12 protein-coding genes are annotated in these 17901 nt (G+C 75.3%); 3 read left to right on the forward strand and 9 right to left on the reverse strand.

Going from position 1 to position 17901, the window contains the following annotated elements; genetic code table 11:
• Positions 1-14: 14 nt before the first annotated feature.
• The 7 genes from fxsT to AB0C73_RS04160 form a co-directional block, all read right to left on the reverse strand.
• Entirely contained in the window at positions 15-3014 is a 3000-nt protein-coding gene (gene fxsT, locus AB0C73_RS04130) for an FxSxx-COOH system tetratricopeptide repeat protein (protein WP_362524300.1), read from the reverse strand.
• A gap of 77 nt (positions 3015-3091) precedes the next feature.
• Positions 3092-4375: an HEXXH motif-containing putative peptide modification protein gene (locus AB0C73_RS04135; RefSeq protein WP_362524303.1), complete on the reverse strand. Its 1284-nt coding sequence runs from the start codon at positions 4373-4375 to the stop codon at positions 3092-3094.
• 69 nt (positions 4376-4444) lie between these two features.
• Positions 4445-4639, reverse strand: coding sequence for a hypothetical protein (locus AB0C73_RS04140; RefSeq protein WP_362524305.1), 195 nt, complete (start codon positions 4637-4639; stop codon positions 4445-4447).
• A gap of 471 nt (positions 4640-5110) precedes the next feature.
• Positions 5111-8374, reverse strand: coding sequence for an SAV_2336 N-terminal domain-related protein (locus AB0C73_RS04145; protein WP_362524307.1), 3264 nt, complete (start codon positions 8372-8374; stop codon positions 5111-5113).
• Positions 8375-8381: 7 nt separating this feature from the next.
• Complete coding sequence (locus AB0C73_RS04150; protein WP_362524309.1) at positions 8382-9407, reverse strand: MoxR family ATPase; 1026 nt, start codon at positions 9405-9407, stop codon at positions 8382-8384.
• An 844-nt stretch (positions 9408-10251) separates the two neighbouring features.
• Positions 10252-12438 (reverse strand): trypsin-like peptidase domain-containing protein, encoded by a 2187-nt coding sequence (locus tag AB0C73_RS04155; RefSeq protein ID WP_362524311.1) that lies wholly within the window; start codon positions 12436-12438, stop codon positions 10252-10254.
• The gene (locus AB0C73_RS04160) at positions 12435-13040 is read right to left on the reverse strand and encodes a CU044_2847 family protein (RefSeq protein WP_362524313.1); all 606 of its coding nucleotides are present in this window, start codon (positions 13038-13040) and stop codon (positions 12435-12437) included. The genes AB0C73_RS04155 and AB0C73_RS04160 overlap by 4 nt, the downstream gene beginning before the upstream one ends.
• Positions 13041-13145: 105 nt before the next feature.
• Here AB0C73_RS04160 and AB0C73_RS04165 point away from each other — a divergent pair, with 105 nt between their 5' ends.
• Positions 13146-13328 (forward strand): DUF6104 family protein, encoded by a 183-nt coding sequence (locus tag AB0C73_RS04165; RefSeq protein ID WP_362524315.1) that lies wholly within the window; start codon positions 13146-13148, stop codon positions 13326-13328.
• Positions 13329-13426: 98 nt separating this feature from the next.
• On the opposite strand, the gene AB0C73_RS04170 is transcribed toward AB0C73_RS04165, so the two are convergent.
• Positions 13427-14260 (reverse strand): hypothetical protein, encoded by an 834-nt coding sequence (locus tag AB0C73_RS04170; protein WP_362524317.1) that lies wholly within the window; start codon positions 14258-14260, stop codon positions 13427-13429.
• Positions 14261-14474: 214 nt separating this feature from the next.
• Here AB0C73_RS04170 and AB0C73_RS04175 point away from each other — a divergent pair, with 214 nt between their 5' ends.
• Positions 14475-15359, forward strand: a complete 885-nt coding sequence (locus AB0C73_RS04175) for a DUF4097 family beta strand repeat-containing protein (protein WP_362524320.1) — start codon at positions 14475-14477, stop codon at positions 15357-15359.
• A 1-nt stretch (position 15360) separates the two neighbouring features.
• Complete coding sequence (locus AB0C73_RS04180; RefSeq protein WP_362524322.1) at positions 15361-16251, forward strand: helix-turn-helix transcriptional regulator; 891 nt, start codon at positions 15361-15363, stop codon at positions 16249-16251.
• A gap of 208 nt (positions 16252-16459) precedes the next feature.
• Here the strand turns inward: AB0C73_RS04180 and AB0C73_RS04185 are convergent, their stop codons facing one another.
• Positions 16460-17848 carry a cellulase family glycosylhydrolase gene (locus tag AB0C73_RS04185; protein WP_362524325.1) on the reverse strand — a complete coding sequence of 463 codons (1389 nt, stop codon included), beginning with the start codon at positions 17846-17848 and terminating at the stop codon, positions 16460-16462.
• Positions 17849-17901 lie beyond the last annotated feature (53 nt).

A 17901-nucleotide genomic window follows, 5' to 3' on the forward strand; every position in this document is an offset into this window, starting at 1 on the left:
GCCTAGAAGTACGTCTAGAAGTACGCCTCGAAGTCCCAGTAGGGCCGGATGCGCTGACGGGCCGACAGGGTGTGCGGGTGCTGCGCGCCCAGCGTGCGGGTGAGGGTGAGCAGCGCGTCCTCCTCCAGCTTGCCCGCCTCCTCGGTCTCCCGCAGGCCGCGCAGATCGGTGGCGAGCGCGATCTGGCAGGACAGGGTGAGCGGGTGGTCGTTGCCGAGGGTGTGCCGGGCCCGGCGCAGGGTGTCGCGGCTGAGCTCGGCGGCGTCGGCGACCCTGCCGTTGAAGTTGCGTGCGGCGCCCGCGTTGAGCGCGCAGCCGAGGACCCAGGGGTGGTCGGGGCCGAGGGACGCGGTGAGCCCGGCGAGGGCCGCCTCCAGCATGGCGAGGGCGTCGGCGCGCTCTCCGGACGCCTGCATGACGAGCCCGGTGCTGCAGAGCATGCCGGTGGAGAAGGGGTGGGCGGGGCCGAGGAGGGCGCGGTAGCCGGCCTCGGCCTCGGTGATGAGCTCCTTGGCCTTGGACAGGTCGCCGTGCTCGCGCAGGAAGTTGCCGAAGTCGTTGATGAAGGCCAGCGTCACGTAGTGGCCGCGGCCGTGGACCTGTTCCAGCTGGTCGAGCGTGGTGGCCATCATGGCGCCGATGTCCTGCTGGAAGCCGCCCTCGCGGCGCCGGCACAGGGTGAGCTGGGCACGTGCCTTGAGGGTCTGCGGGTGCAGCGGCCCGAGCACCTGGACGTGCATGCGCAGATTGGACTCCTGGCGGGCCAGGGCGTCCCGGTAGCGGCCGAGGAGCCGCAGGTCCTGGGCGCAGGCGATGCCGGAGTTGAGGGTGTTGGCGTGCCGTGTGCGCAGCACGGTCTCACGGGTGGCCAGGGTCTCGATGTCGAGGTCGTACGCCTCCTGGTAGCGGCCGAGGAGCCGGAGTCCGAGGCCCAGGTTGAAGCGGGCGACGAGGCTGACGAAGTCGGTGTCGCCGAGCATGCGCCGGGCCTCGTCGAGGACCTCTCGCTGGAGGGTCTCGGCGTCGGCGTACTGTCCGAGGTGGCGCAGGTCGCTGGCGATGGCGCCCTCGCAGAGCATGATGCCGAGGTCGTTGGCCGGGCTGGCCTCGCCGAGCCGCAGACGCAGGGCGTGGTCCAGCTGGTGGGCCTCGCGGAACCGGCCGCTGGCGCGCAGGACGTTGCCCTCCTGGGTGGTCAGGTCCAGCATCGGCTGGGCCAGCGGGTCCATGAACCCGCTCCAGCTGGCCCGGATCTTCTCGGCCAGCCTGGCCCCGGCCTTGAACTCGCCGCTGCGGTAGCAGTAGCGCAGGCAGTTGAGGACGGCGTTCTGGATGCGCGGGTTGCGGCTGGTGAGTGCGCCCGAGGGTTCCAGATGGGGCAGCAGCTCGGCGTAGCGGGGCCAGTGGCGGCTGTCCATGGGGTTGCCGGGGTCGGCCTCGGCGAGCAGGGTGCGGACGGCCTTGCGGTGGGCGTCGCGGTGGGGGCCGTCGGTGAGCCGGGCGACGATGTCGTGGACGAGCCGGTGCATGTGCACGGACTCCTGGTGCGGACCGGTCTCGGTGGTCGGACCGCGCATCTCGCGGGTGAGCACCGAGTAGTTGACCAGGGTGTCCAGGGCCCGGCTCCAGGTGGGCAGGTCGGTGGTCATCCAGCGCAGGTCCTCGGGGAGTTCGGCCTGCGGGTAGGCGCGGATGACACCGAGGGGGATGCGTCCGGGGGCGAAGGAGGCGCACAGGCTGAGGATCTCGACGGCCTGTGGCTGGGTGCGGCGGAGCCGGTTGATCAGTATGGCCCAGGAGGTGAGGGAGGCGTGCGGGTAGCCGTGGGAGGCGGCGGCCTCGTCGACGGTGGAGAGCCGGCCCTCCCGCACCATGCGCAGGTACTCGGGAACCTCCATGCGGGACTCGCCGAGCCAGGCGGCGGCCTGGACGAGCGGCAGGGGTACGTCCCCGAACTCGGCGGCGACCTCGTCGGCCTCGGCGGCGGAGATGTGCGGGGCGCGCCGCATCAGATAGCCGGTGGACTCGGCCCGGTCGAAGCTGGGCACCTGGACGATGTCGGTGTGCTCCCCCCAGGCCCGGTTGCGCGAGGTGATCAGGACGTGGCCCGGGCCGTGCGGGAGCATGATCTCGGCGCCGTCGGTGTCGTCCCAGCCGTCGAAGATCACCAGCCACTTGGACTGCGGGTCGCCGCGGCGCAGGGCCTCACGGACGGCGCGGATGCGTTCGCCGGGCTCGTTGCCGGTGGCGAGGCCGAGGGAGGCGGCGAGTTCGCCGAAGCGGTCGCGCTGCACGTTGCGGTCGTCGGAGCTGACCCACCAGACCACGTCGTAGTCGGGGCTGAAGCGGTGGGCGTACTCGGCGGCGATCTGGGTCTTGCCGATGCCGGACATGCCGAGCAGGGTGCAGGCGGCGTTGCCGCGCTCGGCGTCCATGAGACGTTCCTGCAGCTCCGTCAGCAGGTCGTCGCGTCCGGTGAACCGGGGGTTGCGGCGCGGGACCTCGCCCCAGATCTCGGGGGGCGTGTCGGGGTAGCGGACGAGCGAGCCCGGCGGGACGCGGCGGGCGGCCGAACGGCGCGGCCCGATGCCGAGCCGGCTGAACAGCCGGGCCTCGGCGTCCTCCTCGCCGACCCCCCAGAGACTGACGGGTTCGAGGACGGCGGTGGCGGGCAGCAGCGGCCGGTTGGTGAGGTTGACGGCGGCGAACCGGTCGGCCTGGGACGCGACGAAGCCGCGCAGCACGTCGTTCCACTCGCCGGCGGGGCGGGGGCCGAGTTCGAAGAACCAGTCGTTCAGGACGAGGAGGACCTGTCCGCGGGCGAGCAGCAGGTCGCCCAGGGAGTCCTCCAGGGGCACCTCGCGCGGCGGGTCCCAGCGCTGCAGGGTGCTCCGGATGCCCTGGAGGTCGAGCCGCTGTGCGATCCAGGTGGCCCAGGGGCGGTGATAGCCCGGGAAGACCACCAGGACGTGTTCCGGTCCGGTCGCGGCGCCGGACCGCCCTTGCTCCGCCATCGTTGCTCCCTCATCACTCATGCGACTCATGCATGCGACTCATGTGCCACGGTGTGTCACATCTCTGTGGCACAGTGTCACCCAAGGGGTCCGCGCACCCTGCCGAGGCTCGCATGATGCCTCTGCATGTGTCGGGCGAACTCCCGTCCTGCGATGGTCAGTTCATCGGATTCAAGCAGGATCTCCAACGCCGCGCCCACCTGAACGTGGAAGCGCTCGAACCGCTGTTCCGCGCGCGTACGCCACGCCCTCGGCGCGCCGTCCGCGGCGACCGCGCGTCGCCACAGGTCGGTGAGGGCGAGGTGGGCGTACACACCCTGGTAGACCCCGGCGATGGGCCGGGGGTCCGAGCGCCAGCCGACCCGGTGCAGGGCGGACCTCTCCCGCCGGTGCAGGGGCACGAGTTCGTTCAGGGCGGCGAGTTTGCTGTGGTGCACCTCGTGTACGAGGGTCTCGGCCATCGCCCGCGGGCTGGCGGGCAGCGAGGCGAGCACGGCGCCGGGGGCGGCCCGCAGGGTCGCGCTCATCGGCACGGTGAGCGGGCCGTCGAGGCTGAGCGGGACGACGGTCCGCACGGCGCGGCGCACTTCGGCGGAACGCGCCGGGTCGATCCGGTTCAGCAGCCGGTGGGCGACGCGCCAGCGCTCGTGCCAGGCCTCGGAGTCGATGGCGGTGCGGTCGGCGGCGGCCCGGGGCGGGGCGCCCACACCGCCGGGCGGTACCCGGTACGGATCCAGGTCGTCCAGCAGGGCCGTGGTGCCGGGCAAGGGGCGCAGGGCCGCCCAGCCGGGGCCGAGTCCGGTGAGCCTGCCGCGCCCCGGGCGGGCGAGGACCAGCCCTCCCCGGGCCGTGCGGGCGTCGTCGGGGACGATGCGCACCACCCGGGCGCGGGCCCTGATCCGTACCCGCTCCGCGCCGACGCTGCCGCGCCCGACACCGGTCAGGGACAGGGTCCCCTGGGGGGCGACGGCACTGAGGTCGAACGTGCAGCCGGCCCGCAGCGCCGCGGTGACGGCTATGGATTCCAGCCGCTCCAGGCGGTGCTCCAGCTCGGCGCCGGCGGCGGCGCCGAGGGCGGCGGCGAGCCACGCTCCGGTGGTGGGGTAGTCGAGCACCTCCCGTGCCGTCACCGGCCGGGCGCGCTCGGCCCGTTCGAGCAGCTCCCAGGCGTTCTCGAAGCGGCGTAACACGGCCGGGTCCACCACGTCCCGCTCGCGCTGGACGCGGATGAGCAGCGCCTTGAGCAACAGCGACCGGTGCCCGCGCAGCCCGGCCCGGAGCGTCGCCATGCCCGGGACGGCCGGGCCCGTCCTGGCCAGTTCGGCGAACTGGGCCTCGGTGAGGAGGCCGGTCGTCAGCACGCGCCCGCTCCGCCGGCGGGCGGCCGGTGCGGAAATCCGGCCGAAAAGCGCCGGTGGCGGCGCGAGGTGTCAGGGGTTGCCCTCACTGACCCAGGACTCGCCGAGGTCGAGCGGCCGGCCGAGCACCCGCTCGGCCTCGGCCACCAGAGCGGGATGGTCCACGACCCGAAGGGTGTGCAGGTCGACGGTGGCGAGATCGGGCGGGGGCGGAGGCGTTCCGGCATCCCGGCCGGCGCCGGTCCGCCACTGCGTGTGCTCCAACACCCTCGACTCCTCCTCACCGGCCCCAGGCCGTGTCGTGCGGATCCTGCCGGGCTCCCGCCGCCCGGCACATGGGGCCTCCCCAGGCCCGCCAGGGCCTGCGGGAAGCCTCGCCGCGTCGTCATCGGTCGCCGACGTCCCCCTGGGCTTCGCCCGGGAGGTGCCCCCACCGCGTCGTCCCCCTCTTCCGCCTTGCGATCCGTCCCCTCGGCCCTGGCGGGCCTGGGGAGGCCCCAGCCCTCGGCTCCGGCAGGCCTGGGGAGGCCCCAGGCCTCGGCCCTGGTGGGCCTGGGGAGACCCCAGGCACCGAACGCCGCTCGCTGATCCGGCCTGATCCACACGACACGACCTCGTCCCCCACAGGCGTAGCGGCGGAGCGGTTCTTCCCGACCTCGCAAACCCAGAAACCCGTTCGACTCAACTGCGCCCATGCGCGCCCCCGTTATCCAGCCGTTCCGATTCCGTCCCGGCGGTCTACGCCTCCGCTTCCCGCCAGGGCCACCACGGTGGCGCGAGGAGCTTCCGCTCCTGCGCGGAGAGCCGGGCCGGCTGCGGGCGGGGGCTCGCCGTCAGGGTCGCGAGCAGGCCGCGGGTGCGCTCCACGTCCGCCCAGTCGAGCTCCCGCATGCCCGCGTCGAGACGGTTCCACTGCCCGGTGGCGGCGCGCAGCGCGGTCACGGCGGCCGACAGCCGGTCCATCAGCGCGAGCACCGCCCCCTGCCCGTGCAGCGCCCGCGCGAGCGTGAGCGTGCCGGGGGTGTCGCCGTGGGCCGTGCGGCTGTCCTCCGCCGCGCGCTGGTAGGCGGTCAGGGCGGTGGGCAGCTGCCCGTCGTGGGTCGTCTCGCTCAGCCGGAGCCGGACCCAGGCCAGTTGGAGCCAGACCTCGGCCCGGGCGGCCGGGTCGCGGGTGGCGCGGACGGCCTGGTCGAGGAGGTGACGGCTCTCGAAGAGGTCGGGCAGGAAGCCCGCGCGGTCGTAGCGGAGCGCCAGGACGCTGCCGATGAGGACGACGGCCCGGGAGCGGACGCCCGCCGTCGCGGGCAGGCAGGTGAGGGCCTCGCGAAGCACCGACTCGGCACGGTCGACGGGCGCGGTGCCGGTCGCGGCGGCGGCCCGGCGCAGCAGGGACTCGCCCCAGGTGAGCAGGAGCCGGCCGCGCTGTTCGCCCTCGGCCGGGGTGAGCAGGGTGGCGCGCTCGTAGGCCTCGTCGGCGGCCGGGCCGTCGCCGGTGGTCTCGTACAGGCGCGCCCGCGCGGTGGTCCAGCGCAGCCGGAGCGCGAGGGAGTCGCCGAGCAGCGGTTCGGCCCGGTCGAGCGCGTCGGCGACGCTCTCGGGCGGGGCGACGGCGAGGTGCAGCGCGTCGGCCAGGTCGAGCAGGTCGAGCACGACCGGGCCGCCGGAGGCACCCGCGCCCGCGGGCGAGAGGGCGAGGGCCGCGGTGAACTCGGTGGCCGCCTCGGCGCCTTCGCCGCGCGCGAGACGCAGCCGCCCGCGTCGTACGAGCAGCGCGTGCCGGTGGCTCTCGGGCCAGCCGGCCGGGTCCCCCGCGAGCGGGGCGAGGGCCGCGTCGAGCCGGCCGGCCTCGCCCGTGTGCCGCCACAGCGCGTGGTGGGCGGCGGCCTGTTCGAGCCGGGCCTCGGCCCAGTCCTGGCCGCCGGGCGCGGCGAGCTCCCCGGCACGTACGAGCTCGGTCAGGGCCCGGTCGAGCAGTTCCCGGCGCTGCCCCCGGTCCCGTACGGCCGCGGTGCCGGCCTGTGCGTACAGCACCTGCCCGAGCACCAGCCGGGCCCCGGCGACGTCCTCGGGGCGGGCGGGCGGTCCCTCGGCGCCGAGGCCCTGTCCGAGCGCGGTCTCGACGAGCTCGCGGGCGGAGGCGAGCAGCGAGGGGTCGGACTGGCCGCGCCACTGGTCGAGCAGACGGCGGGCGGCGGCGAGGGGTTCGGGGGTGACGAGGTCGGGGTGGTAGAAGCGCAGCACGCGCGCGGGGATGCGGGCGAAGAGCTCGGAGGCGGCGCCGGCCGGCTGCTCCTCGTCCTCCCGGGGGACGGCGACCGCGGCGGTACCGCCGGCCGGGTCCTCCTCGGCGCCCTGTCCGGCGAGCCGGGCGGCGGCGAGGGCGGGGAAGTTCCGCATGCCCTGGCCGAAGTGACGCTCGACGAACTCGGAGCAGTGCTTGAGCACGAGCGCGGCGGCGCCCCGGTCGAGCGAGCCGAGGAGAAGGTCCTGCACGGCCGGCGGATAGCTGAAGCAGGGGTACGGGGTCGGGTCGGGCAGCCGCCGCAGGAGGCCGCTGAGCAGCACCTCGGCGAGCTCCATGGGGCCGGTGTCGGGAAGCATGGCGCGCTGCACGAGCTGCATGACGGGCAGCGCGAGCGGGGCGGCGGCGAGGTGCACGGCGAGCCGGACCGCCCCGGGGGAGGCCCCGGCGCGGAAGGCGCGTAGGAGTTCCTCGTCGCCGCGCCGGGCGCCGGCGGCCGCCCTGACGCCGGTGCCGGACCGCGGGGCCCGGGAGGACTGAGCGGATCCGTACGGCACGGGTCCGGGTGCGGATCCGTATCGTTCGGACACGGGTCCGGCGGGTACGGGGCCGATGCGCGCCGCCCAGCCGCGTACCGCTCCCCCGCCGTGCCCGGTGAGCAGCCGGGCCCAGGAGGCGAAGGCCTCGGGCGTGGGCGTGAGCACCGGCACGGCCCGCAGGCCGGCGGCGGCGGGCTCCCAGTCCGGCTCGTCGGGTTCGAAGCGGACGTGCCCGCCGGGGCCGCTGGGCCGCTCCAGGGTGCCGGGTTCGACGGGGAGCGCGGTGCGCGGCCACAGCCGGGGCGGCAGCGGCTGGACGAGGGCGAGCGGGGAGTGCCGGGGCCACTGGTGGATGAGCTTCTGGGCGGCGCCGCGCTGCCAGAGCGGGCCGACGCAGTCGGTGACGACGAGGGTGAGGCGGCGCCCGGTGGGGTCGTGGAGCTGGTCTCCGGGCCGCAGCCGGGGCCGGCCGTCGGGGCCGCTGGTGGTGGTGACGAGCGGCAGGCCCTCGCCGGTGTCGTGCAGCCGGTGCACCTGCACGTCGCGGAAGGCGCCGGACTGCTGGCAGGCCTGGCGCAGTTCCTCGACCATCCGGGTCCAGACGACCATGGCGGGCCCGGTGTCCATGAGCAGCTGGATGTCGGGGCGCAGGCCGGCGGCGGGGCGAAGGACGGGGGTGAGGATGCCGGAGGCGGCGCTGCGCTCGGCGGTGGCCTCCTCGTCGAGGCGTTCACCGCCGGGGCGGGCGGGCAGATGGGCGGCGTAGTGGCGCAGTGGCCGGAGCGCCTTCTGCAGACCGAGGAGGCCGGGAAGGGCGTTGGCGCCGGGGGCCCGGACGGGCAGTGCGGCGCCGCCGCCACGCGCGCGCGTGGCGAGTCCGCCGCCCTCGCCGCCCGACCCGGGCATCAGCAGGTCGACGGTCTCGGCGGGCCGGCCCGGCGGTGCCGCCGGTGCGTGTGTGGCCTGTGCGGCGTCCGGGGCGTCCGGGTCCGGTGGGGCGTCGGTGGCGGGTGTGCCGGTGGCACCGGTGGCCGGATCTCGCCCCTCCACCGGGGTGCCGGCACCCGGCGGACCTGGCGGCGGGTCCCCGGCCCGGCCCGCCGGGTCGGTGCGCGGCAGCCACTGGGCGAGCCACACGGCGTCCGCGATCTCCTCGGCCGTCGGATCCTGCCCGCCGGCCCGGAGTCTGCGGGTGAGCTCCTCCAGATGCATCCGGCGCATCCGGCCATCACCTCGGCTGATCGAGCGGCTGCATGAGCATGTCCGCGATGCGGTCCCGGGTCACCCGCTCGGCGCGGGGGGCGTGCTGGGTCAGATAGAGGGCGTTGAGCAGCTGGTCGGTGGCGATGACCTCGCCCGGCTCCCGGTCGAGGAACCGGGCCACGAGTCCGGGTTCGGCGGCCGCGGCGTCCGCCCCGAGATGCGCCTCGATCATGGCGTTGAGCTGCTCCTCGCCGGGTGCCTCCAGCTCCAGGCGGATGCAGCGGCGCAACAGGGCGGCGGGGAAGTCCCGTTCGCCGTTGGAGGTGAGCACGATGAACGGGAACGTGGTGCAGCGGACCCGCCCGCCCCGCACGGGCACCTTGCGCCCGTCGTCGGTCAGCACCTCCACGACCGGCTCGCGGTCGGCGAGCCGCTCCAGCTCCGGGATGGCGAACTCGCCCTCCTCCAGGGCGTTCAGGAGGTCGTTGGGCAGGTCGAGGTCGCTCTTGTCGAGTTCGTCGATGAGCAGCACGCGGGGCAGCTCGGAGGGCAGCAGCGCGGTGCCGAGCGGGCCGAGCCGCAGATACGAGCCGATCCCGGCCGCACTCGCGGCGCCGCCGCCCGCCCCGGCGTCCGCGCGGGCGTCCGCCCGGGCCCGTTCCAGCTGCACGTCCTGGAGCCGGCCGATGGCGTCGTAGCGGTAGAGGCCGTCCTGCAGCGTCGAACGGGAGACGATCGGCCAGCGAAGCACCCGGCCCAGACCCAGCTCATGGGCGACGGCGTGGGCGAGCGTGGACTTGCCGGTCCCGGGGTTGCCGGTGACGAGCAGCGGCCTGCGCAGATACAGCGCGGCGTTGACGGCGTCGGTCTCGGCGGGCCGGGGGTGATGGTTCTGCACCAGCCGCCGCCGCACCCCGAGCCGCCGGTCGGAACCGGCCAGCGTGTCGTCGACCCCGCCCGCGGAGAAGTCCCGCCAGGGCGGCGGCGGGGGCAGCCGGTGAATCTCGTCATGCGGATGGCCGGCCCCACGGTAGATCCGCCAATCGTTCACGCCTGACCCCTCCTGGCTGTGATGGCTGTACCGACCCCCGTCGACCGTACCGCCCCCAAGTCCCCTCCGTCGCCGGACAATCCGGCCCCGTCGCCCCCTCCCCCGGCCGAACCTGCCCGTCGACGACCGGATTGATGCGAGGGCCCGGAGCCCGATCCCGTACGGGCGGAGTCACGACGCCCCGAAACGGCGCCGCCGGGGCGCGTACGGCAGCGCGCAAGGCAGCCGGGCACGCGGCGCGCCGCCCCGGCGACGCCTCCCGGGCCACGGCCCGCGGCGCGGGTGCGTGGCCCCGGCGGTCCGGGTGCGGAACCCGACGGCAGCCGGTCGGGCACGGCCCGCGACCCGGTGCGGGACCCGGCGGCGGCCGGTCGGGGTCGGCCTTCGACCCGGCTGCCCGGCGCGGCAGCGGCCGGGCGCGTACGGCTCGCGACGCGAACGTCAGACCCGTCACCCGTCGAACCCGCCCCGCCGAGGGCCAGTTGGATACAGCCGCCGCAGGCCGGCGTCATGCGGCCTGCGGCCCTGGGGCAGGACCCGGCGGCGGCGCGGGTGCGTGGCCCGACGGCCCGGGTGTGAAACCCGGTGGCGGCCGGTCGGGCACGGCCCGCGGCCCGGCGGCGGCGCCCGGCAGCAGCGGGATGCGTGCAGCTGGCGGCACAGCTGCCCGGCCCGGTGGCGGCCGGTCGAGCACCGCCCACGGCCCGGGTGCGGCGCCCGACGGCAGCCGGTCGGAGTCGGCCTGCGACCCGGCTGCCCGGCGCGGCGGCGGCCGGGCGCGTACGGCTCGCGGCCCGGCTGTCCCGCCCGCCGGGGGCGGGGCGCCCACGTCCACCCCGCGGCCTCACTCGCCCTCCCCCAGCAGCGGCGGGCCCTCCAGTGGGGGCTCGAAGGGTGGGCGGTCCGGGGGGTCGTAGAGGACCGCGAGGTCCTCGGCCCAGGCGTGTTCGGCGCGCTCCGCCGGGTCGGCCTCGGTGTCGCCCGCGCGCATGCGGAGGATGCGGACGGGGCGGTGGAGTGCGTCGGCGCCGGTGGTGGCCGCGAGGAGTTCGCCGGCGCGGTGGTGGAACTCGCCGCAGTCGGCGTGGTCGCGGACGGTGCGGCGCCAGAGGGCGATGGGGTGCCCGGCGGCGAGGGCGGCCTCCATGGCGCGCTGGCCGGCGCCGCCGCCGACGGGCCCGCAGTAGACCGGGACGCTGCCGTCGGGGACCGCGTCGAGGCGTTCGTACGCCGTCATCCGGCTCTCCTTGCGGACGTGCGGCGCGTGCGCCTCCGCGCCCGCAGTAAGCACCTCCGCGCGCAGCGGCACGGCCCGCAGCGGGCCGCCCTCGCTGCCGCGCCAGCGCCGGCGCCACTCCGGGGACGGCGGAAACCGGCTGCGGTTGCGGTCGCGCAGCAGCACCGCGCGGCGCTGCCCGAGCGGCAGGGAGCGCTCGCCGAAGGGCTCCTCCTCGGCCGAGAGGCGCCAGGTGTCGAGAGGTTCGTCGAACAGCTCGCGCGGCAGCGCCACTTCCACGGCGGCGAGGTGGTCGCCGCTGTCACCACGGCGCAGTGCGTCGGCGATCGGAGCGCGCAGGGCCTCGCGGAGCCTGTCGCGGCTGACGCCGGCGTCGTCGCTCTTCAGCGGGCTGACCGTGCGCCCGTCGAAGAGCAGCATGACGCGCCAGCCATAGCGGCGCGGGCTGCTGTACGGGACGGCGTCGATCTCGATCCGGACATCGGCGCGGGCCGCACGCGCGGGTGCGGGCGGGCCGCCGGGGCCGTCCGGTTCGGACGGCGCGGGGGCGAGCAGCGCGGCGATGTCCTCGCGTACGGCGGCGTGGACGTCGCCGGACTCGCCGGCGATCCAGTCCATGAGGCTGCGGACCGCCGCGTCGATCCCGGCAGCGGTCATCCCGGCACCGGCGGCCCGGGGATCGCCGGTCCCAGGATCGCCGACCCCGGCGCCCCTGCTCCCGACCCCGACCCCGGCCCCGGCCCCTCCCGCCGCCTCGGAGCCGTACCGCTCCGCGACATGCCGGGCCACCTGCGCCGCGTACAGCAGCACCGCGTCGAGTCCGAGGTCGGTGCTGCCACGGCCCTGCTCCTGCTCGGTGGCGTGCAGTTCGTGCAGCAGGCCCACACCGTCGCGCCACGTGCGGGCGTCGGTCTCCAGGACGGCCTGGTAGTCGGGGTGCAGGACCCGGCGCTTGACCGCGTCGACGAGGGCCATCACCTCGCCGGGGCCGGTGGGCGACGGGAGTTCGGCGAACAGGCCGTACAGATGGGTGCGACGGGACGGGCTGACCCCGCGCGCGGTGGCGTTCCACACCCGCATCTGGGCGGCCGTCCAGTTGGTGCCGACCGCGCCGAACAGGCTGTTCCTGGCGAAGTGGTGACGGTCGTGGGCGCGCAGCACCTCGTGCAGCACCTGGCCGCCGGGCACGTCGTACAGCTCGCGCAGCGAGGTGAGCGGGACGGCGGCGCCCTCGTTGTCGCCGCGGCCCTTGTTGACGCCGATGACGGCGACCCGGCCGAGGTCGACGACGGGGCCGCCGGAGCAGCCCTCGACGGGCAGGCCGCCGGTGAGCAGCAGTGCGCCGCCCTCCGAGCCGTTGACCTCGGCGCGTACGCTCCGCACCTTCACCTCACCGGTCTGCCGGGCCCAGCCGTGCAGGCTGACCTGGGTGCCGACGGTCGCCGGGCGCTCGCTGAGCCGTACGCAGGCGGCGCCCTCGGCGCCCTCCACACGGACGAGGGCGAGGTCGGGGAACTCCCAGAAGGGCAGCTCGTCGTCGGGCTTGGCGGGGCGCGGCTTGGCGAGCACGACCTGCCCGGTGGTGCGTCCGCCGTCCCAGGTGATGCCGACGGCCGGCTCCCTCCTCCACACCGCGCTACCCCCCTTGGCCACGACGTGGGCACAGGTCAGCACCCAGCCGGGGGCGATGAAGAATCCGGTGCCCCAGAACGGGTCGCCGTGCGGGTCATACCCGTCGCCGGGAGCGGCGATGCGCACGAGGGCGGGGCGCACGAGAGCGTCGAAGGCGCTCATACGGCGCCAGGGCCGCGCTCCGGGGAGACGGCGGGTGCGGGGACGGTCGGCGGGGCGGGTACGGCCGGGGGCTCGGGCGGCATGGGCGGTACGGCGGCGGGCGCGCCGGCCATGGGCGGCACGGCGGCAGGCGTACCGGCCGCGGGCGCGGTGCCGGTGGGACTGCCACCGGGTGTGCCACCGGGAGCACCGACAGAGGCACCGACGGAAACGTCCTCGGCCGGGGTCCTCGCGACGGAGCCGGCGGGCGGCGCGGCACCCTCGTCGGCCGGGCGGCCCGGCTCGGTCCAGGTCAGGGAGACGTTGACGGAGGCCTTGCCGCCGCCGTCGGCGAGCACGCCGATCACCTTGCCCGCCTGCGCCGAGAGTTCGATGCCGAAGCTGACCGCGACCTCGACCGAGCCCTGCGGGTCGAGTCCGGCCCGCAGCGAGCCGACCACCCCGCGCACCACGTCGGTCAGACCGCCGGCCATGGAGACCACCCGGTCCCCGAGCCCGGTGTCCTGGAACCCGCCGCCCCGGCGGAGTTCCTCCGCCGCGCTGACCCGGGCCCACACGGGCGTGCCGTCGTCCAGCCGAATCCGAGCGATTCCATCCGTCACAGCGGCCCCCGCTCCCCGAAACGATGATGAAAGAGGCTAGTCCGTGGGACGTGAGAGGAACAGGGGACGCGGTCGGCTCCGCGGACCACGGCCTATTCTGATCGCATGTACTTCACCGACCGTGGCATCGAGGAACTGGAGAAGCGGCGCGGCGAGGAGGAGGTCACCTTCGGTGAGCTCGCCGAGCAGCTGCGCACGTTCGTCGACCTCAACCCCGACTTCGAGGTGCCGGTCGAGCGCCTCGCGACCTGGCTGGCCCGGCTCGACGACGAGGACGACGACGAGTAGGCGAGCCCGCCGGACGGATGGATAGCGGCAGTCTCCATACGGGGTACGGGGTACGGGGTACGGGGGCTCCCGGTACGGGGTACGGGGCTTCCGCGCGGTTACGGTTTCGGCGCCTCCCGCAGGCGGTCGCACAGGCGCTCGTAGGCGAGGCCGAGCGCCCCGTGGGCGACGAGCAGCGCGCCGGCCGTCGCCCAGCCGCCGCTGCGGCGGCGGATGCCCCAGGCGAGCAGCGGCAGCCCGGCCGCGAGCTGGACGGCACCGAGCACGCGGGCGCGCGGTCCGAGCAGATACGGGCCCAGGCGGCTGTCCTCGACGGCGTCGAGTTCGGCGCGTACGGCGTCCCGCCAGCCGGACCATTCGAGGGGTTCGGCGCCCTGGGCGCGGGCCACGGAGCGCAGCCGGTCGGGGTTCTCGCCGGGCGCGAGGCCCGTGGGCAGGGCGAGTCCGGTGCGGGCGAGGACCGCGGTGAGCCCGACGAGCCGGGCGTGGGCGTCGGCGTCCGGGTCGGGCCGGGTCAGGGGTTCCAGGGCCTGGACGTCGAGCACGGGGTCGAGCGCGAGCCGGGCGGCGAAGGTGCGCATGGCCTCGTCCTCGCCGACCGGGGTGCCGTCCGCGAGCCAGGTGTAGCCGACGGTGCGGCGGAAGCCGGCGGCCAGGGTGAATCCGGCGCGGTCCGCGTCCCACCACAGGGCGAGAACCGGCCAGGCGGCGCCGACGGCGAGGGCGGTGGCCCAGCCGGTGACGACCCGTTCGACGGGTTCGCCCTCGTCGAGCCAGGGCTTCCCCTCCGGGACGAGCACGCTCCAGTCGGGTCCCGCGGGTGCGAGGAGGAGCTGTTCGCGGAGCAGCTGGGCCGGCGGGCGGACCGCCGGGGGCTCGGCGCGGCAGAGCAGCAGCGCTCCGGCGGAGCGGGATCCCGATGTCGCAGTCATGCCCACCAACGTAGGCCAATTGTCCGCTTTGGGTGCGTAATGCCCTCGCCCCCGGCCCGAGCCGGGCTCCACCCCTCACCCGACCCTGTCAGGGGAGAGTCGGGGTTGACTTGACCGTACCGCGATATATCGTGTCTATCGGAAGACGCGATATGTTGCGTCGACTCGACGTCGTCTCGATGTCGTGACGCACGCGAAACGGGAGGTCAGCACCATGACAGAGTGGTCCGTCACCGAGCCTCGGAAGATCCCGCTGACCGACCCCGTGCGGCGGCTCCAGGTCCGGGTGGTCAACGGAGTGGTGAACGTGGTGGGCACGGACGAGAGTTCCGCGCGCCTGGAGATCTCGGAGATCGAGGGCCCGCCGCTGATCGTCTCGCAGGAGGGCTCCACGCTGACCGTGACCTACGAGGACCTGCACTGGAAGGGCCTCCTCAAGTGGCTCGACCCCAAGGGCCACCGGCGCCGGGTCGTGGTCTCCGTCGCCGTGCCCGCCGGCACCGAGGTCGAGGTCGGGGCGATCGCCGCCGAGACGGTGATCTCCGGCGTCAAGGGGCGCACGGCGGTCCGCGGTGTCACGGGCGACACGACGCTCGTCGGCCTCGGCGGCCCGGTCCGCGCCGAGACCGTCTCCGGGAACCTGGAGGCGCAGTCCGTCACCGGCGCCCTCCAGGTCAACTCGGTGACCGGCGACGTCACGGTGATCGACGGCGCCGGGTCGGCCGTGAAGGCCGAGACGGTCAGCGGGGACATGGTCATCGATCTCGACCCGGCGGCCGGCCTCGACGGGCCGCCCGCCGACATCCGGCTGGCCAGCGTCTCCGGCGAGATCGCGATCCGGCTGCCGCACCCGGCGGACGCGCGGGTCGAGGCGACCACCACCAGCGGCTCGGTGTCGAGCGCGTTCGACGACCTGCGGGTCGGCGGCACGTGGGGCACCCGGTCGATCACTGGCACGCTGGGCGCCGGCCAGGGCGCGCTGAAGGCGACCACGGTCTCCGGCTCCATCGCCCTGCTCCGCCGCCCCGAGCCGGAGCCCGAGCCGGACGGCGACGGCACGGCCGCCTCCCCCTCCCCCACGTCCGGAAAGGTCCTCTGACATGGCGCCCGTCTTCGCCCACGGCCGGCTCCGGCTCTATCTCCTCAAGCTGCTCGACGAGGCCCCCCGCCACGGGTACGAGGTGATCAGGCTCCTGGAGGAGCGCTTCCAGGGCCTGTACGCGCCCTCGGCGGGCACGGTCTACCCGCGGCTCGCCAAGCTGGAGGCGGAGGGACTGGTCACCCACGCCACCGAGGGCGGCCGCAAGGTCTACTCGATCACCGATGTCGGCCGGGCCGAGCTGGCCGGACGCGGGGGCGAACTGGCCGATCTGGAGGAGGAGATCCGCGAGTCGGTCTCCGAACTCGCCGCGGAGATCCGCGACGACGTGCGTGGCGCGGCCGGGAAGCTGCGCAGCGAGATGCGGGCGGCCGCGACCGCGTCCCGCTCGACCACGACCTCGGCCTCCTTCGACGCCCGTGAGGAGCTGCGCAAGGCCAGGCAGGAGCTGAAGGAGCAGACCCGCCAGGCCCGTGCCGAGGCCCAGTCGGCCAAGCGGCAGGCGAAGGAGTACCAGCGGATCGCCAAGGAGCTCCAGGAGCAGTTCCAGGAGCGGCTGAAGGGCGGGGACTGGCCGAAGGGCGTCTGGGAGGGCATCTCCGACATCACCGTGCAGCTGGGCAGCCTGGTGACGGGCACGGGCCACGGGCAGGGCGCCGAGCGCCCGGGCGCGCCCGGGCAGGCCGTCTCCGACTGGGCCAGGGACATCGACGGCGCGGCCGAACCGGCCCGCGAGCTCGACCGGCTGCTCGACCGCTTCCGTGACGACGTCCGCGACGCCGCCCGGGACCACGGGGTGAGCCGCGACCAGCTCACCGAGGCCCGCCGCCACCTGGCGACGGCGGCGGACAGCATCCTGTCGCTGCTGTCCCCGGACCGCAGCAGGCCGTAGGCCGTAGGCCGCGAGCCCTGCGCGGCAAGCGGCCGGCGGCGAACCGCGTCCGGGGCATCCGCCGGCCCGGGCGGCGGGGCCGACCCCCGGCCGCCGCGGCCCGGGGTCTGCCCCTCTGTCCCTCACCGCCCCGGCCCCCGCTGGCGCCGCCCAGGGCCGCCGGCTGCCGGCCCCGCCTCGTCCTTCGCTCAGCCCCGGCCGGTGGCGGTCACCGGGAGGCCGTCACCGTGACCGTCACGTGGGCGCCCGGGGTGGCGAGAACGAGGGCCCTGCCCAGGGACGGGCGGAGCACGATCGCCCTCCCCCGGGTCGCGACCTGCCACGCGCCCGGGGGCAGGGAGAGTTCGGTGACGCGGGAGCCCCGGCGGCCGGCGTCGTACTCCAGGCGGTAGACACCGGCCGCGGAGTCGTAGGAGGACGCCCGGACGGTGCCGGCGACGGCCTCCGCGTAGGGCTCGGCGGTCAGCTCCTTGTTCGTACGGAAGGAGCCGTCGCCGTCCACGGCGCAGTAGCCACCGCCGTAGCACCACTCCCAGCCCGCCCAGCCGGAGCCGTAGCGGCCGAGCGAGGCCATGGCCTCGCGGTAGAAGCGGTTCATGTTCGGCAGGGAGTTGTTGAGCGGGCCCCACTCCCCCACCACCACGGGGACCTTGTACTCCTTGGGGTACTGGGTGACGGCGGCCTCGTAGCTCTCGATCCAGCCGGCCGAGGGGTCGTAGTCGGCGCCCGCCTCCATGCCGGTGTTGTAGAAGTGCGGGGCGTACACGATCTTCGGGTCGTCGATCCGGCCGAGGCCGGTGGGGACGCCCTCGCCGACGATCGGGGTCGGTTCGACGAAGACCCAGCCGTCCCGGTCGGCCGCGCGGATCGCGTCCGCGAGGCGGTTGTACATCGGGGTGAGCTGCTCGCGCTCGATACGGCGGGCGGCGGTGGGCAGGTCCTCGCCCTCGCGCATCTCTCCCATGGGCTCGTTGATCGGGTCGTAGCCGAGGACGGCGGGGTGGTCGCGGAAGCGTTCGGCGAGCACCCGCCACATCCGGGCCTGGGCGCGCTGGAGGTCGGCGTCCTCGTAGAGGTGGGTGAAGGCGCGTTGGACGGCGGGCTCGAAGTACTGGGAGAACCAGTCGTCGGGGTGCGGGGTGAAGGGCAGCCCGTCGGTCCTGGTCGCCCACTCCGGAATGCCCCGGGAGCCGAACGCGGGCCCGAACACGTCCTGGTGGGCGTCGAGGACGACCTTCACGTCGTACTTCTCGGCCCAGTCGAGGACGCGTTCGATCTTGCGCAGGTAGTCCTGGCTGTACCGGCCGGGCGTGGGCTCCAGGTCGTCCCAGAAGACGAGCAGCCGGGCGAAGCCGAAGCCCTGGGCGCGCATGTCGCGGAAGTGCTTCTCGGTGATCCCGGAGAGGGCCTGGTCGCCCCGGTGGGACTTGTCCGCGAGGTTCCAGCCGCGCAGGGTGAGGGTGCGGCCCCTGGCGTCGGTGAGGGCGGGGATCGCGTCGCCCGTGCCACCCGTGTCGGCGCGGGCGGGGACGGGGGCGGCGGTCGGGACGAGGAGCGCGGCGGCGAGGGCGCCCGCCGCGAGGGTGGTACGCAACAAGGGGGACCTCCGGCAGGCGATGTGAGCGTTGTTCACCTTTTCGCGGTGCCGGA

Source organism: Streptomyces sp. NPDC048623 (genome assembly GCF_040650755.1).
GTDB lineage: Bacteria > Actinomycetota > Actinomycetes > Streptomycetales > Streptomycetaceae > Streptomyces.